The following is a 17,174-nucleotide window of genomic DNA, read 5'->3' on the forward strand; positions in this document are numbered from 1 at the left end:
GGAGCATATAATGCAACAGTCTGAGCAACGTTCTGGGCAGCACGACCATGATGTCATCATTGTCGGCGGCGGCATGGTCGGCGCGGCACTGGCGGCGCGCTTGGGCCATACCGGCTTTTCTGTCGGGCTAGTAGAACAGGGCGATGCCCCGACTCCGCCCAGCGGCGATTATGACCTGCGCATCTCATCACTCAATGCGCGCTCGCTGGCATTTATCAAGGCAAGCGGCACCACCCTGCCGGAAGAGCGCTGCTGCCCGTTTCGCCATATCGATGTCTCCAACCAGGACGGCACCGGCCACTCGCTGTTTTCCGCTGCAGATAGCGGCATGAAAGACTTCGGCATTTTTATCGAGAACCGCACGCTACAGTATGCGCTATGGCAGCGCATAGAACAGCTGCCCAGCGTTACTTGTTATACCCAGTGCGCACCGTTAAATACCGTGTCGGCGACGAACAACCGCCTACTGGAACTCGATAACGGTAAAACCTTAAGTGCTAGCCTGATTGTCGGCGCCGATGGTGCTGGCTCTACGCTACGTTCGCTGGCCGGCATTAGCGTGACGAACTATGACTATCATCAGCGGGCGATGATCATTAATGTGGAAACCGAACTGCCCCAGCAGGACGTTAGCTGGCAGGTCTTTACCCCCACCGGCCCCTTGGCCATGCTGCCGCTGCCCGGCCACAACGCCTCCTTGGTTTGGTACGACAGAGACGAGACCACCAAAGCCCGCGAGCAGCTGGACGACGATACACTGAAAGCCGCCATCGAAATGGCCTTCCCCAAACGCCTGGGTAATCTTATCCGCATCGTCGCGCGAGCCAGCTTTCCCATCAAGCGCCAACACGCCCAGCGCTATATCGGCAAGCGCTTAGCGCTGATTGGTGATGCCGCCCACGTGGTGCATCCGTTGGCAGGCCAGGGCTTGAATATCGGCCTGCACGACGCCGACACCCTGGCCAAGATCATCATTCAAGGCCGCGACCCCGGTGACTACGTCAACCTACTGCGCTTTGAGTGCCAGCGCCGCGTGGCCAACCAAGCGATGATTGCCGCCACCGACAGTTTTCATCATCTGTTTACCGGTGCCAAACCACTGCGCCAGCTAGGCGATCTAAGCCTGCAAGTTGCCGAGCGCTTCCCGTTCGCCAAACGCATGATGATGCAACAAGCTAATGGGTTGAATCCGTTCAAAATGCGCTAAGGTCGACTACGCTGAGAGGGTGGCCACTACCGGTGGCCTATAACAATCACAATAAACTCTCGTTAAAGGTAACCCGATGGCATCTACACAACACTCGCTGCTTACGGCAACGCTATGTTCCGCGTTTGGCCTTTTTCTGGCTTCTCCCCTTTGGGCCTGGGATGGCGTCGTTGAGAAACAGACCTTTGAAATGGACAGCTTCACGACTCAGGGCGGTGATACGATTCCCAACGTCACGGTGGGCTGGGAAGCCTACGGCGAGCTTAACGACGCCCGCGATAACGTCATTCTGATTACCCACTTCTTCTCTGGCACCAGCCATGCGGCAGGCCGCTATGAGGCAGATGGGCAGGCGACCGGCTACTGGGATGCGATCATTGGGCCCGGCAAGCCACTCGATACCGATGAGTACTACATCATCTCTTCGGATACGCTAGTCAATCTAGGCGCCAATGACCCCAACGTCACCACCACCGGGCCCGCGTCCATCAACCCCGATACCGGCGAACCCTGGGGTATGGACTTCCCGGTCGTCACCATCCGTGATTTTGTCGAGGTACAGCGCGAGCTACTGGAGAGCCAAGGCATTGAATCGCTGCATGCGGTGATGGGTGCCTCGATGGGCGCGCTACAGGCCATCGAGTGGGCCAGCGCCTACCCTGATCGCGTCGAGCGATTAATCTCAGTGATTGGTGGCGGCGTTGCCGACCCATGGCTACTGGCAACATTGAGCGCCTGGGCCGCGCCGATTCGGTTGGATGCCAACTGGAATGAAGGCGATTACTACGACGGCGAACCACCCACCGACGGGCTAAAAGAAGCGCTGAAGCTGGTGACGCTCAACGCCAACCACTGGCAGTGGGCCAACGAGACGTTTAATCGTGACTGGGCCGACGAAGCGCGCGATCCCGCGCAGGATATCAACGCCCGCTACGCAATTGAGAAAACACTGGATGACGTCGCCGCTGCCCGTGCTGCCACCTCCGATGCCAATCATCTGCTCTATCTGGTGCGTGCCAACCAAACCTTTATGGCAGGCCATGGCGACTCGTTAGAAGAAGGGCTTGCCGCTATCGAAGCGCCCACTTTGATGCTCTACAGCGAAAACGACCTCGTCTTCGCGCCCCAAGGCGTGCGCCGCACCGCCGAACTGATTGAAGCAGACGGAACCGACGTGACGCTGGAAACCCTGGAAGGTAATCGAGGCCACTTGGATGGTGTGCTATCCATTGACCAGGCGAGTGATACTTTGCGTGAGTTTTTACAGTAAGAGGGGGAGCGCTGGCTTTTAGACTAAAGCCAGCGCTATTTAGGCGGCTTCAAAATCCAAAGGGTGAAGATCGTCCAAATTAATTGTGCTGCGAGCCATCCATAAGTCATACGTATCCTGCATTGCCAGCCAGCTCTCCGGGCTACGTCCAAGAACCTTCGACAAACGCAAAGACATTTCGGGGCTAATACCGCTACCCCCTTTCAGCAACCTTGAAAGCGTAGAGGGTGAAACACCCAAACTGGAAGCAAGCTGGCGGGAGCTGATGCCAAAGGGCGCTAGGTAAACCTCCCGAATAAATTCGCCGGGATGCGGTGGGTTATGCATCGTCATTAATGATAATCCTCATAATCAAGAATGTAAGCGTTGCCGTCCCGGAATTCGAACGTCATGCGCCAATTTCCATTGATCCAAATCGACCATCGCTCTTTGTCTTTCCCCTTCAACGGATGCAACCGAAAGCCGGGGATATCCATGTCTTCCACTGAAATAGCCGTATCCAGAGCAGCAAGCTGCAGACGCAACTTCTTAGCGTGACCTGCCTGTATGCCAGCAGTGCTGCCATTAGCGTAGAACCGTTTCAGTCCTTTGTGACGGAATGATTTAATCATAAGAATATTGTAGCGTGTTGCGCATCAAGCACCAATAAAAATTTAAGCTCGGAATAAAAGCAAAGTTTTGAAGTGAGACTTACCCTATCGAAGCACCGACCCTGATGGTGTATAGCGAAAACGACCTCGTCTTCGCGCCCCAAGGCGTGCGCCGCAACCCCGAGCTGATGGAAGCTGATGGCACCGACGTGACGCTAGAAACCCTGGAAGGTAATCGAGGCCACTTGGATGGCGTGCTATCCATTGACCAGGCGAGTGATACGTTGCGGGCGTTTCTGAATTAATTGATCTTCAGCGCTGGCTTTAGGTTAGAGCCAGCGCCCGATTCTGATGTCGTCTTAACGCCCACTATTGCTTTTGAAAGGCACTTAAAGCTTCTGAAGCGTATTAATAATAATGTAAGCACCCAGAAACAAAAGTGACATAAAGAATACCTTACGGAACACCTGCTCGGATAAACGCTCTCTAATTCGCTGGCCAACCACCATACCAGCGAGCGCGGGCAGCACCGCTACTGCCGACATTACGCCAGTTTGAAGTGTCAAAAAATTGGCCTGTTGCAGCGCCGCCGCGAGAGCCACCGTGGATACCATAAATAGCATGCCCATCGCTTGAATCAGCATGTTTTTCGGAAGGCCAATAGCCTGAAGAAACATCACGCCCGGAACAGCAAATGACCCCGTCATCCCGGTAAGCACCCCATTCGCAGAGCCGATTAACGGCCCTGCCCAAACCTCATGGCGGCTGGGTACAACCATCTTGATCCCGGCCAGGTTCACGACAGCGTAAATAATCAGCAAACTGCCCAGGAGCGCCGTTAGATACGTGAGATTGACGCGCGTCAGTGCGGCTGTACCAATCCAGACAGTAAGGGCCGCCATCGCCAGAAATGGCCAAATGCGAGCCAAGATGGCCCTTGCGTTTCCACCTACCATTGACTGCCAAACGTTGGTGACAAATGAGGGAATAAGCATCAACGCCATGGCGGTTGGCAGATCCAGCGCGACGGTAAGCAGCGCTAGGCTAACCGGTGGGAGGCCAAGACCAATGACGCCCTTAACGCTTCCCGCAATCAAGAACGTACCCGCCACTATCAACAGAAGTGTGAAATCAACCATGTCTGCCTCCGGTACATTGCCACTAGCAATATATCGGATAAAGGCGGCGGCCAATCAAAAAACAATATCGACTGACGTAACGAAGGCCCAGAGATGTTAGCGATATCCAAGCTCCCAGCTGACGTTGGCAACACGTAACAAGTCATAGCGCCTATATTGACTGCCCTGATTAAACTCGGTATGCGAGACGCACATTTTATTCAGTCGTGCTTCGGGACCCGCTCCTTTTTCGCCTAATTTATCGTAAAGGTTAAGAAGCCCGCACCTTTCAAGAGAAAGGCAACCACACCCGATACAGTCTGTCATCATACCTCTCAGTTCAATTAACTGCCTTATCTTCCTGTTTAGATCACCTCGCCACCTAGAACCCAATTTTCCCAACCAACAAGAGTGACACGGGCATGATTCGGAAGCTCTTCAAGCTCACATAAAATGTCTATAAGATTATTTTTCACCCTCCTCTTGACCTCAACCTAAGTTGAGGTTTCAGAATAGCCCGACGCCAAAGCTAACTCAAAATTATCGCCAGAGATGACATTTAATTAAAAATGCGTAACTAAAACCAAACCAAAGCCCTTTAAAAAATCAACCCAGAGGATTTTAAAATGAAAGTACTTGCCTTCGGCGCGAGCAACAGCAAAAGCTCCATCAACAAAAAGCTGGCATTTTATGCAGCACAACAAATCAACGATGCAGACATTTCGTTAATCGACCTTAACGACTTTGAAATGCCAATATTTAGCGAAGACAGAGAAAAGGAGTCTGGCATCCCTCAATTGGCACATGCTTTTTACAACGCTATCGGTGAGGCAGATGTCATTGTCATGTCATTCGCGGAACACAACGGATCTTATACGTCAGCCTATAAAAATCTATTTGACTGGATATCACGAATAGATATGAAAGTATTTCAAAATAAACCCGTACTTATGCTATCTACCTCCCCTGGCCAAGGTGGGGCACAAAGTGTCTTAGCTTCCGCACAAGCGTCAGCACCCTATTTTTCAGCAACCGTTATAGGTGCGCTTTCCTTACCTAGCTTTTTCGACAACTTTGATTTAGAGCAGGGCGTGGTCACTAATCAGCAATTTAACCGAGACTTAATTGGCATGTTAAGCAACTTTTGATTTTATCTATTTTAGGAAAAAACGTTTACAGTTTGGCACCCTCAGGCGCTATAAATATTTATAGCGCCTGCCATCACCGGTTATAAAACCGGCATGAAGCGAAGATTGTGCACCCGTTGCGAGGCTGGGTGATGAACAACTAGCACTAACCTCATTTCAGGTAGGCGCCTGTAGAACTAGCGGCTAGCGTTTTCCTCGGCCAGCTGACGAAGCGCATCGACAAGCACTTCAGCGGGCTGGGCGCCAGAAATCAGGTAACGTCCATCAAGAATGAAACCTGGTACCGCGCTCACACCTGCGTCCATAAAGCGCTGCTCGGCCGTGCGCACTTCATCCGCGTACTGATCGGAGCGGGCGATGGCCTCGGCGGTATCACCGTCCAGCCCAACCTCAATGGCCTTTTCCCGCAGAACCTCTGGATCGGCGGGGTTTTTCGCCTCACCGAAGTAGGCCTCGAAGAGTGCCAACTGCAGGGCTGTCTCTTGGTGTTGCGTTCCGGCCCACGCAAGCACGCGGTGGGCAGCGAAAGTATTGTTCGCCCGGCGCTCCAGGGCACCACTGAAATTCAGCCCAAGCTCTTCGGCGGCGGCCATGATCTCGCGTTGGGACTGCTCCATGCTGGCCGCGTCCTTGCCGTACTTGCGGCACAAATGCTCCAGGATCGGCTCGCCCTCGGGCGACATATCCCGGTTCAGCTCAAAAGGCTGCCAGACCAGCTCAACGTCGATCTCGCCATCGAGTGTCTTTAACGCTTGCTCCAAGCGCCGGTAGCCAATCGCGCACCAAGGGCAGGCTACATCGGACACCAGGTCAATTCTTACCTTTTGCATTTTATTTACTCCTTCGACATATCCCAAAATTCGATCAAACTAAAGAAAGCATGGTACGTGTATATTGTGAGTAACGGCAGTAGTGATTAGGAGACAGGTATGGCAAAAACAGCGTTAGCGTTAAGCACCCTATTACTTATCAGCGGTTGCGCCCAAAACAGCAACACCGCCGCATCAGGCACGCCGGACTCAGGTACATCAACCGAGCAAAACCAGCCCCACCATCAGATAACCGACCAATGGGTCGGCCGATGGACTGGCGTAGAAGGGTTATTCCTGGAAATCAGCAAGGACAAGCCTGCAGGCCCGGGCCATTATCTCCTTCACATGCGCTACGGCCTAGATGCCGACCAAATCGGCACCTTCGAAGGACAGGCCACCGCCGAGGGCATTCGCTTCAACCGCGAGGACGGCCCACAGTTGCTTCGCGCGGGCGACGGCGAAGCTACCGGTATGAAGTGGCTATTGGAAAAGGAAGACTGCCTGGTAGTCGCAACAGGCGAAGGCTATTGTCGCGACTGAGCTGCGCGAATGACCTACGTGGCAAGCACTCAAGGAGCAGCGGGGTGAAAGTATTTATTCGACCGCCAGTTCAGCAAAGTGGCCCGCTTTATCCAGGGTGTATTCGCTAAAATCCTGCGCCAAATAAAGCGAGCCTGAATAGACGTTCTCGGCCTCTTTGCGGATATCTTCGATGGAGGGCGTCGCATTGGGGTTGAGCTGGTAACGAGGGCTGAAGTGCGTCAGCACCAGGTTGGGAAGCTGTACCGATTCGGCAAACACGGCGACAAGCTTGGCGTAGCTATGCCCTACCTCACCGGCCTTCTCGGCCATCTCTTCGGTGTAGGTGGCTTCGTGCACCAACACCTGCGCCCCGGCGCATGCCTGCGCCAACAGCTCGGGCTGGTCGTTGTCTCCGGCAATCACCACCTTTCTGGGGGCGTGTTTGAACAGCAGATAATCCTGGCTGAGCAGCTGCTTGCCTTCAAACGCCACATCCCTTCCCTGCTTCAACTGCCCCCACAATGGCCCTCTGGGAATCCCTTGCTGATCTAATTTATCTACGTCTAGGGCTGCATCCACGTTGCGCTCAGTGAACGCATAGGCATAGCACGGAGCCCGATGGGAAAGCTCAAACGTCGCCACCGTCATGTTCTCAAACTCAACGCTGGGCAGGTCATCGGAGCAGATAAACTCCAGAGCAAAGGGCAAGCTGAGCTGCGTTACCGCACACGTGGCTTCCAGCCAAGTTTGGATACCCGCCGGCGCCACAATAGTCAGCGGCGCTGTGCGCCCGCCCATGGCCGCACTGGCCAAAATGCCCGGCAGCCCATAGCAGTGGTCGCCGTGCACGTGGGTAATCAAGATGGCTTTCAATGAATGGAATGACAGCTTTGTGTGTAAGACCTGATGTTGGGTGCCCTCGCCGCAATCGATTAGGTACCAGCTCTTTCCTTTGCTCTCACGCAAAGCGACGCCGGAGACGTTTCTTGTTTTAGTGGGCACACCGGCGGAGGTGCCTAGGAAGAGTAGATTCATGGATTTTGCTCAAATAAATAGCTGCGTAGTCGATGGGTACGTATATCTTCGACTACCTCCCATTGTTTGGATTATAACGTTCGAACTGACCGAATTTATCCAGATAGCAGTCATGAACTACCTGTAAAAACTCGCGATCTGTTGGCAGTCACGGCACCATCATGCCACCTGGCTCTTAACGCCCGTAGTAGAATAAGAAAAGCAAGGGACCAACCATGAAGAGCAGAACATAAGCTAACCCGTAAAAGCTCTTCTCCTCTTTTATCTCTCGCCAAACTATTGCCCCAGTCCAACCTAGCCGCAACATTATGAGAAAGAGCACTAAATTAAGAATAAAAAAAAGTGGAATTAGTAGCAGCATCCATAGCTCGAAAGATGCGTCACCAACGGCCAATCTGTACAGCAAAGGCGAATAAGCTATTAAACCCGGAAAATACCATACTAATCGCAACCTTGAGCTCCCTTTAATTCAGGTGCCACACGGAAATATTTTTTTGTAGATATGACTAACGTTGAAGCTCACCCGACAAAAGCCGCATCACGTTTTTTTGGTCGGGTGAAGCAACTGGATATATTTCATTTTATATATGATCCCCCAAAAATCGCTCAATATCTCTCACCATATCTAATATATCTTGATCACTGAACTCTGATGGTTTTCCATGAGCGGCTGAATTTCTAATATCAGCTAATGCCGTGATTCGTTTCTGTTGTAACTTGTTATATGTTCCTGCTTTTGCAAGATCAGAATTCATTTTATCCAATTTACCGTGACCAATACCCTCTCGATCACATAGCTCTCTTAATGCTGTTTCGAGTACAACACCTGCGACTATCGCAGCAGGTAATTTATAACCGGCTTTATATAGTGCCATAGACTGTTCAAGCTCAGAATCAAACACTTCTGCCTGAATTAACGAACGAGTCTCTTTCAGATAGCCACCCTCATAATCCTCTTTTGCCGCTAAAAAAATAGCCTTCAATCGCTCCAAAGTAGCAAGTGATGTTCCATATAAACCGGCTTCTTCGTTCTTCAAGAATTCTTTGTAATGTTCTGAATTCTCACCACACGCTTTATTCAATAGACTGCGGGCTTTAACTTTCCACTCAAGAAGCGAATTGCTTTCAATTTCAATCTGATTTTTCTCCAAGAAGCTATTGTATTTAGACTCCTTTGAATTAAGCAGATATTCCATCTGTTGATGAATTTCATTGAATCTTTTCTTGAAAATGTCAGCCATCTTATTCCTTAATTAAATATAACGACCGACTCACGCGCCGGTTCGGAGCCGCGAAGCGGCGAAAAACCGGTCGATGTGCAGCCGATTATTAAACCATCAGTGTATTATTTTCCTTATAACTTGTTTCTTAGAAGAGATTATTTCATTTAAGAAATCTCGATAGTCGTCGTCTCCAGCAAACTCCAAAATTTCTCTCATAAATGATCCGCTATCGAGTAGCTCTTCATATTCCAGTTTATCGACATGCTCGCATAATGTTTTTAATTGCTCCAAATGGTGCGTGAGCTCTAAAGTTGGAGTGGACGAGTACTCTGTGTCAATTCGGGCATTGATCAACTGCTCTAACTGCTCACGGTTGGCCGGAATTGATTCAGTCCCACTTCGGACATACGCAACGTTGGATTGGATGCCAGGACCTTCTTTAAGGGCTAGCAAGGGCAAAATTTTCTCTGAATATTCAATCATGATGACTTGAAAATTCTTCCCTTCCAGTGACGGCTCCGTCTTATCGTATGAGAAATTGAACAGCTCGTAATTTAGCTGCTCCGGAACAAATTTTCTGAACTTCTTGTTGAGATCAGCCCTATCTTGAAGCTTTTCTAAACCCTTAGAATCAAACTCGCCACTTTGCTCCTCTGTGACACCGAAAACAATGGCACCTCCGCCAGAATTCCCCATGGCTAGCATATGCTTTGCCACATGCTCTAACCTAGGCCACTCCGCCTTAAAATCTAAGTAATCAGTTTCACCAATGTTTTCTTTGAGCACCTGACTCAAAAAAGCACGGGTTGGCTTTTCAAAGAACTGTCGAAACAGCTCATGCTGATTTTTCTTTAAACTCATATTAGATCTCGATGCCGACAGTTCCCTGCCTGTTTAATGCCTGCATTTACGGCAAATTGAAGCGTAGCGGAAATTTTTCCTTAAAATCACACTGATTGTACGGCTGCTTTACACAACACGCTTTGCTCGACTCTTAGCTTCTTCATGAACCCAAACCTCAACCTCTGTGCCTGGAAGCTCAGCCAGAAAATCTGTCGCCCTTTGCTTTGCATTGCCATTTTCAGAACTGCCATAAATGTAGAAAATTGCTCTCTCATATCCGGCGTAGTCACGGAATCTTCTTAAAGTCTCTATGTCCGCACGGATTGCGTTGTTGGCAGCATGTGCCGGTTTAACTTCAATGACAGCATGATTACCACCCATATCACCGGGGACGTGGACTAAAAAATCCGGTTTCGTGTTATCCAGATCATTTCCTCTAATTAATCTGTGTCCAGCTTTATCAACCTCTCCCCCAAGAGAATAGCCGCAATTTTCCGGCCAAATGCTACGCAACTGGTGATATAGCTCGTAGCAATAAACCCTCTCTCTATAAATCGGATCCTCTTGTCCATCTACAGGCAGTTGAAAGTACAGACTTGGAATTGCGGCAGAAGCTTGTGCAAGTATTTCAGTCAGATGATGCATGGTTTTTTCCGTATAACAGTGATTACACGGTAGGCTGCATAAGCTCAATAAACGTACCCGCTCATTCATTGAGGTTATTTAGCCGCCTCATTTGACTCTATCCCACTGATTCGCCTGTAGGCAAAGAAAAAATAGATGGCATATCTAAAAGTCGCATATTGGCTCATTTTGCTCTACCTAATCATTCAGCCTAGAAAAGCACTACTACGCTGTGGGAATCAGGTCTACTACACTGATGAGCCCGTTGGCAACCAACCAAGGAAAATCGTGAAATAGCGAGCTTGATTGGTAGCACGAACAAAATTGTTCCTAACTAAGCACCACACATCCCATCTCCCCACCAAACCACTGTTGCTTAAGCCCCCGCTGCTTTTCCAGCAACAGCGTCAGATACTCGCGCAATGGGTGGGCAGATGGCAGCGCGGCGAGGTGTTTGCGCAGCCTGCGCTGGTAGGGAAACTGTTCAGCAGGCACATGCAGCGGCGTGGCGTTTTGGATGAGCCATTCGATGTTAGGCAGGAGCAAGTGGGTGGCGTTGCTGTCGAGCGCTAGCGTGACGCCTTTTACATCGAAGTCACCGGCGTAGATATGTGTTCGGCGGGTTTTGTGCCAAGCATCCGCTAGCAAGGCAAACCCACCGCCGTAATGGCTGTCGCCGCGGTAGACGACCAGCGGGTTTACGTAGCCGCTTAGCGCTGGCTGTTCTGTAGAGAACTCATAGAAGCTGTCCAGGTTTTCGACCTGAATTAGGGCGCTAAAGGCGCTCAGCTTTAGCCCCAGCACATCCACATCACGAATAGCGCGCGGCTCACTGGCAAGCCCTGCTATTGGCTGGGGCGCAAAGCTGACGAGTACCCGCCGCGCACGTGGATTTTCGCGGGTTGCTTTGTCTTCTTGCACGCCCTCTTTCGCCTGGGCGCTGCTGGTCAGGCCGCTGAGTGAGCGGCCTAGTGGCGCTATGCGGGCGCTCTCTAGTACGTCATTGATCTGCGCCAGCAAGGTGGCGTCAAAACGCAGCGCTTTACTGTTAATTCGCGAGGCCAGGTCAATGTCGTGCTGGTGGCACCAGGCCACTACGTCGTCTACCCACTGGCGGCGCGGCTTCTCCACCGCGGGCTGGCGGAGAAGTTCGCGGGCGACGCCGTTGAGCCCATTGCGTGCACGGCTGGGTAGGTTCATACGGCCAGCTGCAGTTCTACATCGTGGATCAGGCGCAGGTGGTTGAATTGGCTAGCCTGACTCTCCTGCTGCTTGAGCCGAAACGCTTTCTGATCGCTGCGCGGCAGGCCCTGGTATTCGGAAATCACCTGGAAGAGCCAGATCTCATCTGGCCATTCCAGTGGGCTTTCACGCAGATACTCAAGAGCGCTGACCGGCGCCGCCTGGGGCTGGTCGATCACGCTCAAATAGAAGTGTTCCACATCCTGCTTGAGCGCCTGCTGGCGGGCGGCGGCTAGGCTGCTTTCCTGGGCTTGGGCCGGGGCCGCGGCTTCAACCGTTTGCGTGGTGTGGCGCGGTTGGGGTAGCTGGTGCAACAGCTCGGCGAGCAACCGGCTATCCAGGTTGCGATCCAGCGCCGGGGCGGCGGCGGCGCTTAGCGGTGCGGCTTGATTGACCAGCCCTGGTACCTCGCTGCGGCGGGCGTAATTGCCCGGCACAAAGCCTGGGTGTTCGCGCATAAAGGCGGCCATGCCGCTGATCAGGCGGCTGCGCGCCTGCTGTTTGCGAAAGCGCGCCATTAGTTCGATCAAGCGGCGCTGCACTTCGCGCAGGCCGGTGTAGTGTTGGCTTAACTGCTGCTGTAGCTGGCTGATCAACAGCTTGCGCAGGCTGCCATCGCTGCCCACCAGCTCGATCAGCTCGTCGAAGTCGATCAGCGCCAGGCCATCCAGCAGCCTTGCGATCTGTTTCTGGGCGCGGTCGTTTTCGCGGATCTTGTCGTTGAGCTGGCTGACAAAGCCAAAATCGCTATTGAGCCGCTGCCATAGGCTGTCGATGGCATCGGCGAAGCGCCCGTTCAGGTCGTCGACTTCCTGGCGCAGGCGCATCAACTGCTGCTCCAGCCGCCAGTGTTCGCCGCGGCTGCGCGCCTCCCGGTAGCTATGTACCAGGGCACGAATCAGCTCCAGGGTTTCCGCTACATCAGCATTCACATGGCGGCGGGTCTCATCGGCGAGCATCTCAGCGATCAGTTCGCGCACCTTGGGCGCCAGCTTCACGCCGCTCTGCTCATCCGGGCGCCATAGGATGCGCGCCGCCAGCAGCTTGCGCAGCGCGCTATCACTGAGTGATTCCAGCGGCACTTCATCGCGGGTGTAGGCCTGCATCAGCGCCTCAGAATGCTTGCCGAGCAGCGCCAGCCGTTCGCTGCCGGTTTTGAGCAGGCGGCTGTCGAGTGCATGCTCACCGGTACTCACAGAAGGGCCTCCTGAGCGCCAGAGCCCTCCTCGCTGCCCTCTTCAATAGGCAGGTTCTCTTCATCGCGAATAAAGCGCACCAGATCCACCAGATAGTCGATCTTGCCGGTAACCACGAATACCTGCCGCTCTGAATGGGGCTGAAGCAGGTAGCCGTGCTCTTTCAGACGCTTGAAGACCTGCTTTACCTGGGCATCGAGTTGGTCACTTTGCGAGCCAAAAAAGCTGTCGGTGGCCAGGCGCTCCAGGCGTTCGCGCAGGCTTTGGTTATCTTCGCACTTGGCGCTGAACTCGGCGGGTTTGAGCACATCGCCGGGGGCGGCCAGGGTGTCGCGGCCCAACGCCTCTTGAACCAGTTGCAGCCACTCCAGCAGCGGCAGCAGGCTATTGAGCGTCTCACCGAGCTGACGGGAGAGCTGATCGCGGGCGTTGTCATTGAGCTGACGCCAGGCCAGAAAGTAGACGCTGCCGTCTTCGTTGCTGGCCAGCCGCCGGTTAAGCGGCCGCAGGTAGGTATCGATCTCTTCCCGGGTCTCTTCATTGGTGAGATGACGATAGCCGCTTTCATCGCTGATCGGGCAGACAAACTCACCGGCCAGCAGGCGCTCTAGCAGTGGGCCATGTTCGATCATACCGTTACCTCCTGCTGACGTTCCTGGAGCCGTTCGGCCAGGCGGCTTAGCCGTGGTTCGATGCGTTTTAACACCCGCTTGTTGGGATTGGCTTCATCGCGATCGATCAGGTAGCGATTGGCGAACAGCAGCAACACATCTGACTCGGGGTTGGGAAACGCGCCGACGATATGAATGTGGTTGCTGTCGCAGGCGTCGAACAGTTTTTCGACGTTGTGGTACGCCAGGGTGCCGATCTCATCGATGGGCCAGTGGATGGCGATTTCCGCATCGCCGCGCAGCAGGCGGGTAAAGGCGAGCAGGAACTTGCACAGAATCAGATACGCCATGCCGTGGCTGGAGGACTCCAGCAGCTGGCGGTCGTTCTTGATCACCAGATCGGTGCCGCCTTCGTTAAGGTGCAGTTCCAGGCGCAGCAGGCTTTCGAAGCTGTACTGCTGGTCACTGCGCAGCAGATCGACCACGTCCGCCAGGGCGTTGAGGTAGTCATCGCTGGGTAGCGTCTGGCCGGATTCCCGCCACTCTTTATAGCGCTGGGCGAACAGTTTCAGCGGCTCCCAGAAGCCTAGCTCATCAATGGTGGACTGGATGCGCACTTCGGCTTTGGTGATGCCTTCCAGCCGCAGGTCGTCGGCGACTTCTTCCGACAGCCGACGGCTTTGGGCGCTGATGCGCCGGTTCAAATCGCGGAACACGGTGAAGAATTTATCCAGGTCGTCGCTGAGGTTGCGCCCTTCCTGAATCAGCTGCTGCTGCTGGTCTTCGAGCAGTTTGAGCATGTCGCGCAGTAGCGGCAGCTGTAGGCGCGGGTTGTCGCTTTGCAGCTTGCTGCGCTCGCTCTCCAGCGCTTCGGCAAAGCCGCTGCTGGCGTCCTTGATCAGTTGGCTTTCCACTTCCAGGCAGCCGCGGCGCAGCTGCTCGATCTGCTGATGGCGATTGCCCAAAGCCTGGCGGGCGCGCTCGATGCGCTCGTCCACATCGCCCAGGGGCTTGCCGGGCGCTTGGCCGTCGGGCTCGATGGCTAGGCTTTCCAGCTGGGTGAGTAGCGGCTTCAGGGCTTCCAGGCAGGCGTATTGGCTCTCTCGCTGGGTTTTCAGCGTGCTGACCGTGCTCTGGTGGGTTTTTCGGGCGGCCTGGAAGCCGTTTTTCAGGTGCTCTTTATCACGCTGCAGTTTTTGCTCCGCCTGCTCCAGCTCTGCCTCTTGAGCGACCAACTGCGGTTTATGCTGCCCCCACTCAACGCGCATAAAGCGGGTGTATTCGGTGAGTTCATCCTGACGGGCGGCGGTGACGCGAATGCGTTCCTCCTGGCTTGCCAGCCGCGCCTTGGTATCTTTTAGCTTGGCAGGATCGACGCCCTGCTCGGCCAGTTCCTGGCTAAAGGCTTCTTCCAGTTCTGCGCGCTGGCGCTGGTGTTCGGTATTGGCGTCGCTCAACTGCTGCTTATACTGGCGTAGTTGGGCATCCAGGCTATCTACCTGGCTCTGGCCATCGGCCTTAAGCTCCAGTAGTTGGCTTTGATGGGTTTCGCTAAGGGCGGCGAGGGCCTGCTGCTTCTCTTCGCGCAGCTCCTTTTGCGCCTGTTCCTGGCGGGCCAACGCAGTTTGATGGGCGGCACGACGCTCCTGCTGGCGTTTGGTGTGGCGCTCCTGCTGCTGGCGGCGGGCTTCCAGCGCAAACTCGACTTCTTGCTCGGCGCGCTTGTGGACCATGCGGCCCTGATCCTGGGCTTCATCGGCCTGCTGCACCCGCTCGTTATGCTGCTTGAGTGATTTCTCGGCGGCCTGGCTCTCTGACTGCACCCGGCGTTTGGCGCTATCGGCTTCTTCGATAGCGGCCAGCAGGCTGGCTTCATCCTGGGCGTAATCCGGCAGGGCAATGGCGGAAAGATCCAGCGCCAGCCCGAACAGATCATCGCTTGCGCCTTCCGCCAGCTGTGGGGCAAGATCACGCCGCTCCAATAGCTCCGGTGCAATCACCTTGCCTAACTGCTGCTCCCAACCGGGACGGTGATAACGCAGGAAGTGGCGCAGGCTGCCCTGCTCCGGGTCACGCTGCTGATAGAGGGCAAAACTGCGCTGTTCGGCGCGCTCAAGCTGCTGGCGAAGTTGTACCAGCTGCTGTTCGGCACTATCGCGCTCGCGTTTGCGGCTTTCAAACTCGCGGTGCAGGCCATCCAGGGTAGCGGCGGAGGCGCTGCGCTCCTGCTGGGCTTGATCCAGGCGCGCCTGAGCAAGCTCCGCTTCCTCGGCCTCTTCGGCGGTCTGGGTGGAGAGCGAGAGCTGGGCTTTGAGTTCGGCGAGCTGCTCGACGCCGAGTTCCAGCTGCGCCTGATACTCGCCCTCCAGGCGTTGGCGCTCCTGCTGGTAGCGCTCGTTAAGCTGCTGTTCGGACTCCCACTGCTGCTCCCGGCGCAGGGCTTTCTCTTCCACCAGAGCGTCGATCAGTTCCTGGGATTCACGGGTCTGGCGAGCCAGCGCCTCAGACAATTCGCGCAGGCGACCGTCGAGGCGCGCTTGGCTCTCCTTGACGGCATCCTGCATCACATTCAGGTGGGCGCGCAGCTGGTCGCGCTGTTCGCGCCACTGGGGCAGCGCATTGATGTCGCGCTCCAGGGCGGGCATATCCGCATCAGCGTATTGCTCGTACTGGGTTTGCAGGTCGTTGAGGCGGCGTTGTGTCTGCTGCAAATCGCTGACCACTTCGCTGTGGCGGTCGTTGAGTTCGTCCCGCGCCTCACTATAGTCGCTCTCACGCTGCTGGAACTCGCGCTGGTGGCGGGCCAGCTCAGCATCGACATCGGCCATTTGGCGCTCGGCGCGCTGGCGGTCATCCTCAAGCTGGGGCTTCAGTTGCCAAAGCGTGGCATCCAGGTCGGCGAGTTCGCGGTCGATCCCGCCCAGCCGGGCCAGCGATGCCTGCAGCGGTTCCAGGCGCATGGATTGGCGCATCTGGGCGATCCACTCCCGCGCCTTGGTGTTGCGAATCCGGGTCACCGGGAGTTCAACGCCATCCTCTTCGAAGATCGCCGCCAGCATGGTTTTGAGGGTATCCATCTTGCCCTCTTTGGCATGCACCGCCGAGACCAGCTTTTCGATATGGCGGATGCGCCGTTCAGGCTTCACCAGGCTGAACTGGGCCGCAATCTGGCGCAGCTTGAGGCCGTCGCGGCTGTTGCCGTGCAGCTGGGTAAAGTCGTTCTGGATCACCGAGCGAAATTCAGAGGTAGCACCGAGTTTGGGCGACACCGGCGTACCGCTGCGCCGTAGCCCGCTGGCCCACTGGGTATAATCCAGCGCCGCCACGCCCGCCTCGCTCTCCACCAGATAGTCTTCCGGCTGGTAGGGCGCGCCGACAAAGCGGTACTCCACCCCGCCTTCTTGTTTACGCGTCAACACCGCCTGGCAAATGTTGCCCGCTTCGCGGCGGTATTCATACACCAGGTAGCTATTGCGATTAGGCAGGTAAAACGCATCAAACTTCATGCGCGTCTTAGGCACGACCTTGTTGGGTAGCTCGCCGTAAAATACCGGCACCAACCGCTGTAGCGTGGTCTTGCCGGAGGCGTTGGTGCCGCAAATATTGGTGTGGCCGTCCACACTTAGTTCGACCACCCCTTCCAGGTGGCCGTGAATCATCACGATGCGTAGCAGGTGGGCCATGCCGTGTCCTTTCAATGACGATTTCAAGGGCGATCTCAATGACGATCCGG

Annotated in this window: 17 protein-coding genes; 5 read left to right on the plus strand and 12 right to left on the minus strand. The window is 54.7% G+C overall.

What is annotated here, in order from left to right:
* The first annotated feature begins 10 nt into the window (after positions 1-10).
* Together ACUN8H_RS03895 and ACUN8H_RS03900 are read left to right on the plus strand one after the other, a co-directional pair.
* The gene (locus ACUN8H_RS03895) at positions 11-1,207 is read left to right on the plus strand and encodes a UbiH/UbiF/VisC/COQ6 family ubiquinone biosynthesis hydroxylase (RefSeq protein ID WP_445530841.1); all 1,197 of its coding nucleotides are present in this window, start codon (positions 11-13) and stop codon (positions 1,205-1,207) included.
* Between the two features lie 76 nt (positions 1,208-1,283).
* On the plus strand, positions 1,284-2,477 hold the full coding sequence (locus tag ACUN8H_RS03900; protein ID WP_445530842.1) for an E22 family MetX-like putative esterase: 1,194 nt from the start codon (positions 1,284-1,286) through the stop codon (positions 2,475-2,477).
* 39 nt (positions 2,478-2,516) lie between these two features.
* Here the strand turns inward: ACUN8H_RS03900 and ACUN8H_RS03905 are convergent, their stop codons facing one another.
* Together ACUN8H_RS03905 and ACUN8H_RS03910 are read right to left on the minus strand one after the other, a co-directional pair.
* Positions 2,517-2,810: a HigA family addiction module antitoxin gene (locus ACUN8H_RS03905; protein ID WP_386038120.1), complete on the minus strand. Its 294-nt coding sequence runs from the start codon at positions 2,808-2,810 to the stop codon at positions 2,517-2,519.
* A complete protein-coding gene (locus ACUN8H_RS03910; RefSeq protein ID WP_445530843.1) occupies positions 2,810-3,088 on the minus strand; it encodes a type II toxin-antitoxin system RelE/ParE family toxin in 279 nt (92 codons plus the stop codon). The genes ACUN8H_RS03905 and ACUN8H_RS03910 overlap by 1 nt, the downstream gene beginning before the upstream one ends.
* Before the next feature lie 104 nt (positions 3,089-3,192).
* Between ACUN8H_RS03910 and ACUN8H_RS03915 the strand changes: the two genes are divergently transcribed.
* Positions 3,193-3,372 (plus strand): hypothetical protein, encoded by a 180-nt coding sequence (locus ACUN8H_RS03915; protein ID WP_445530844.1) that lies wholly within the window; start codon positions 3,193-3,195, stop codon positions 3,370-3,372.
* An 84-nt stretch (positions 3,373-3,456) separates the two neighbouring features.
* On the opposite strand, the gene ACUN8H_RS03920 is transcribed toward ACUN8H_RS03915, so the two are convergent.
* Positions 3,457-4,206 carry a sulfite exporter TauE/SafE family protein gene (locus tag ACUN8H_RS03920; protein ID WP_445530845.1) on the minus strand — a complete coding sequence of 250 codons (750 nt, stop codon included), beginning with the start codon at positions 4,204-4,206 and terminating at the stop codon, positions 3,457-3,459.
* A 605-nt stretch (positions 4,207-4,811) separates the two neighbouring features.
* Here ACUN8H_RS03920 and ACUN8H_RS03925 point away from each other — a divergent pair.
* A complete protein-coding gene (locus ACUN8H_RS03925) occupies positions 4,812-5,333 on the plus strand; it encodes an NADPH-dependent FMN reductase (protein ID WP_445530846.1) in 522 nt (173 codons plus the stop codon).
* Between the two features lie 176 nt (positions 5,334-5,509).
* On the opposite strand, the gene ACUN8H_RS03930 is transcribed toward ACUN8H_RS03925, so the two are convergent.
* The gene (locus tag ACUN8H_RS03930) at positions 5,510-6,163 is read right to left on the minus strand and encodes a DsbA family oxidoreductase (RefSeq protein ID WP_445530847.1); all 654 of its coding nucleotides are present in this window, start codon (positions 6,161-6,163) and stop codon (positions 5,510-5,512) included.
* A gap of 99 nt (positions 6,164-6,262) precedes the next feature.
* Between ACUN8H_RS03930 and ACUN8H_RS03935 the strand changes: the two genes are divergently transcribed.
* Positions 6,263-6,685 carry a hypothetical protein gene (locus ACUN8H_RS03935; RefSeq protein WP_445530848.1) on the plus strand — a complete coding sequence of 141 codons (423 nt, stop codon included), beginning with the start codon at positions 6,263-6,265 and terminating at the stop codon, positions 6,683-6,685.
* Positions 6,686-6,739: 54 nt separating this feature from the next.
* On the opposite strand, the gene ACUN8H_RS03940 is transcribed toward ACUN8H_RS03935, so the two are convergent.
* The 8 genes from ACUN8H_RS03940 to ACUN8H_RS03975 form a co-directional block, all read right to left on the minus strand.
* Entirely contained in the window at positions 6,740-7,702 is a 963-nt protein-coding gene (locus ACUN8H_RS03940) for a ribonuclease Z (protein WP_445530849.1), read from the minus strand.
* 581 nt (positions 7,703-8,283) lie between these two features.
* Positions 8,284-8,943, minus strand: a complete 660-nt coding sequence (locus tag ACUN8H_RS03945) for a hypothetical protein (protein WP_445530850.1) — start codon at positions 8,941-8,943, stop codon at positions 8,284-8,286.
* A gap of 96 nt (positions 8,944-9,039) precedes the next feature.
* Complete coding sequence (locus tag ACUN8H_RS03950; RefSeq protein ID WP_445530851.1) at positions 9,040-9,786, minus strand: AlbA family DNA-binding domain-containing protein; 747 nt, start codon at positions 9,784-9,786, stop codon at positions 9,040-9,042.
* 108 nt (positions 9,787-9,894) lie between these two features.
* Positions 9,895-10,413, minus strand: coding sequence for a hypothetical protein (locus ACUN8H_RS03955; RefSeq protein ID WP_445530852.1), 519 nt, complete (start codon positions 10,411-10,413; stop codon positions 9,895-9,897).
* Between the two features lie 309 nt (positions 10,414-10,722).
* Complete coding sequence (locus ACUN8H_RS03960) at positions 10,723-11,592, minus strand: DUF7281 domain-containing protein (RefSeq protein WP_445530853.1); 870 nt, start codon at positions 11,590-11,592, stop codon at positions 10,723-10,725.
* Complete coding sequence (locus tag ACUN8H_RS03965) at positions 11,589-12,830, minus strand: hypothetical protein (RefSeq protein ID WP_445530854.1); 1,242 nt, start codon at positions 12,828-12,830, stop codon at positions 11,589-11,591. Before ACUN8H_RS03965 ends, ACUN8H_RS03960 begins: the two co-directional genes overlap by 4 nt.
* A complete protein-coding gene (locus ACUN8H_RS03970) occupies positions 12,827-13,462 on the minus strand; it encodes a condensin complex protein MksE (protein ID WP_445530855.1) in 636 nt (211 codons plus the stop codon). Before ACUN8H_RS03970 ends, ACUN8H_RS03965 begins: the two co-directional genes overlap by 4 nt.
* On the minus strand, positions 13,459-17,124 hold the full coding sequence (locus ACUN8H_RS03975) for an ATP-binding protein (protein ID WP_445530856.1): 3,666 nt from the start codon (positions 17,122-17,124) through the stop codon (positions 13,459-13,461). Before ACUN8H_RS03975 ends, ACUN8H_RS03970 begins: the two co-directional genes overlap by 4 nt.
* Between the last annotated feature and the right edge of the window lie 50 nt (positions 17,125-17,174).

The organism is Vreelandella sp. V005 (genome assembly GCF_052645115.1).

What these genes read in the sequence shown, in the direction of transcription:
- ACUN8H_RS03945 (WP_445530850.1), bottom strand. Translation starts at nt 8,943, where the DNA reads ATGGCTGACATTTTCAAGAAAAGATTCAATGAAATTCATCAACAGATG.
- ACUN8H_RS03905 (WP_386038120.1), bottom strand. Translation starts at nt 2,810, where the DNA reads ATGACGATGCATAACCCACCGCATCCCGGCGAATTTATTCGGGAGGTT.
- ACUN8H_RS03925 (WP_445530846.1), top strand. Translation starts at nt 4,812, where the DNA reads ATGAAAGTACTTGCCTTCGGCGCGAGCAACAGCAAAAGCTCCATCAAC.
- ACUN8H_RS03895 (WP_445530841.1), top strand. Translation starts at nt 11, where the DNA reads ATGCAACAGTCTGAGCAACGTTCTGGGCAGCACGACCATGATGTCATC.
- ACUN8H_RS03955 (WP_445530852.1), bottom strand. Translation starts at nt 10,413, where the DNA reads ATGCATCATCTGACTGAAATACTTGCACAAGCTTCTGCCGCAATTCCA.
- ACUN8H_RS03930 (WP_445530847.1), bottom strand. Translation starts at nt 6,163, where the DNA reads ATGCAAAAGGTAAGAATTGACCTGGTGTCCGATGTAGCCTGCCCTTGG.
- ACUN8H_RS03915 (WP_445530844.1), top strand. Translation starts at nt 3,193, where the DNA reads ATGGTGTATAGCGAAAACGACCTCGTCTTCGCGCCCCAAGGCGTGCGC.
- ACUN8H_RS03900 (WP_445530842.1), top strand. Translation starts at nt 1,284, where the DNA reads ATGGCATCTACACAACACTCGCTGCTTACGGCAACGCTATGTTCCGCG.
- ACUN8H_RS03960 (WP_445530853.1), bottom strand. Translation starts at nt 11,592, where the DNA reads ATGAACCTACCCAGCCGTGCACGCAATGGGCTCAACGGCGTCGCCCGC.
- ACUN8H_RS03970 (WP_445530855.1), bottom strand. Translation starts at nt 13,462, where the DNA reads ATGATCGAACATGGCCCACTGCTAGAGCGCCTGCTGGCCGGTGAGTTT.
- ACUN8H_RS03920 (WP_445530845.1), bottom strand. Translation starts at nt 4,206, where the DNA reads ATGGTTGATTTCACACTTCTGTTGATAGTGGCGGGTACGTTCTTGATT.
- ACUN8H_RS03950 (WP_445530851.1), bottom strand. Translation starts at nt 9,786, where the DNA reads ATGAGTTTAAAGAAAAATCAGCATGAGCTGTTTCGACAGTTCTTTGAA.
- ACUN8H_RS03975 (WP_445530856.1), bottom strand. Translation starts at nt 17,124, where the DNA reads ATGGCCCACCTGCTACGCATCGTGATGATTCACGGCCACCTGGAAGGG.
- ACUN8H_RS03940 (WP_445530849.1), bottom strand. Translation starts at nt 7,702, where the DNA reads ATGAATCTACTCTTCCTAGGCACCTCCGCCGGTGTGCCCACTAAAACA.
- ACUN8H_RS03935 (WP_445530848.1), top strand. Translation starts at nt 6,263, where the DNA reads ATGGCAAAAACAGCGTTAGCGTTAAGCACCCTATTACTTATCAGCGGT.
- ACUN8H_RS03910 (WP_445530843.1), bottom strand. Translation starts at nt 3,088, where the DNA reads ATGATTAAATCATTCCGTCACAAAGGACTGAAACGGTTCTACGCTAAT.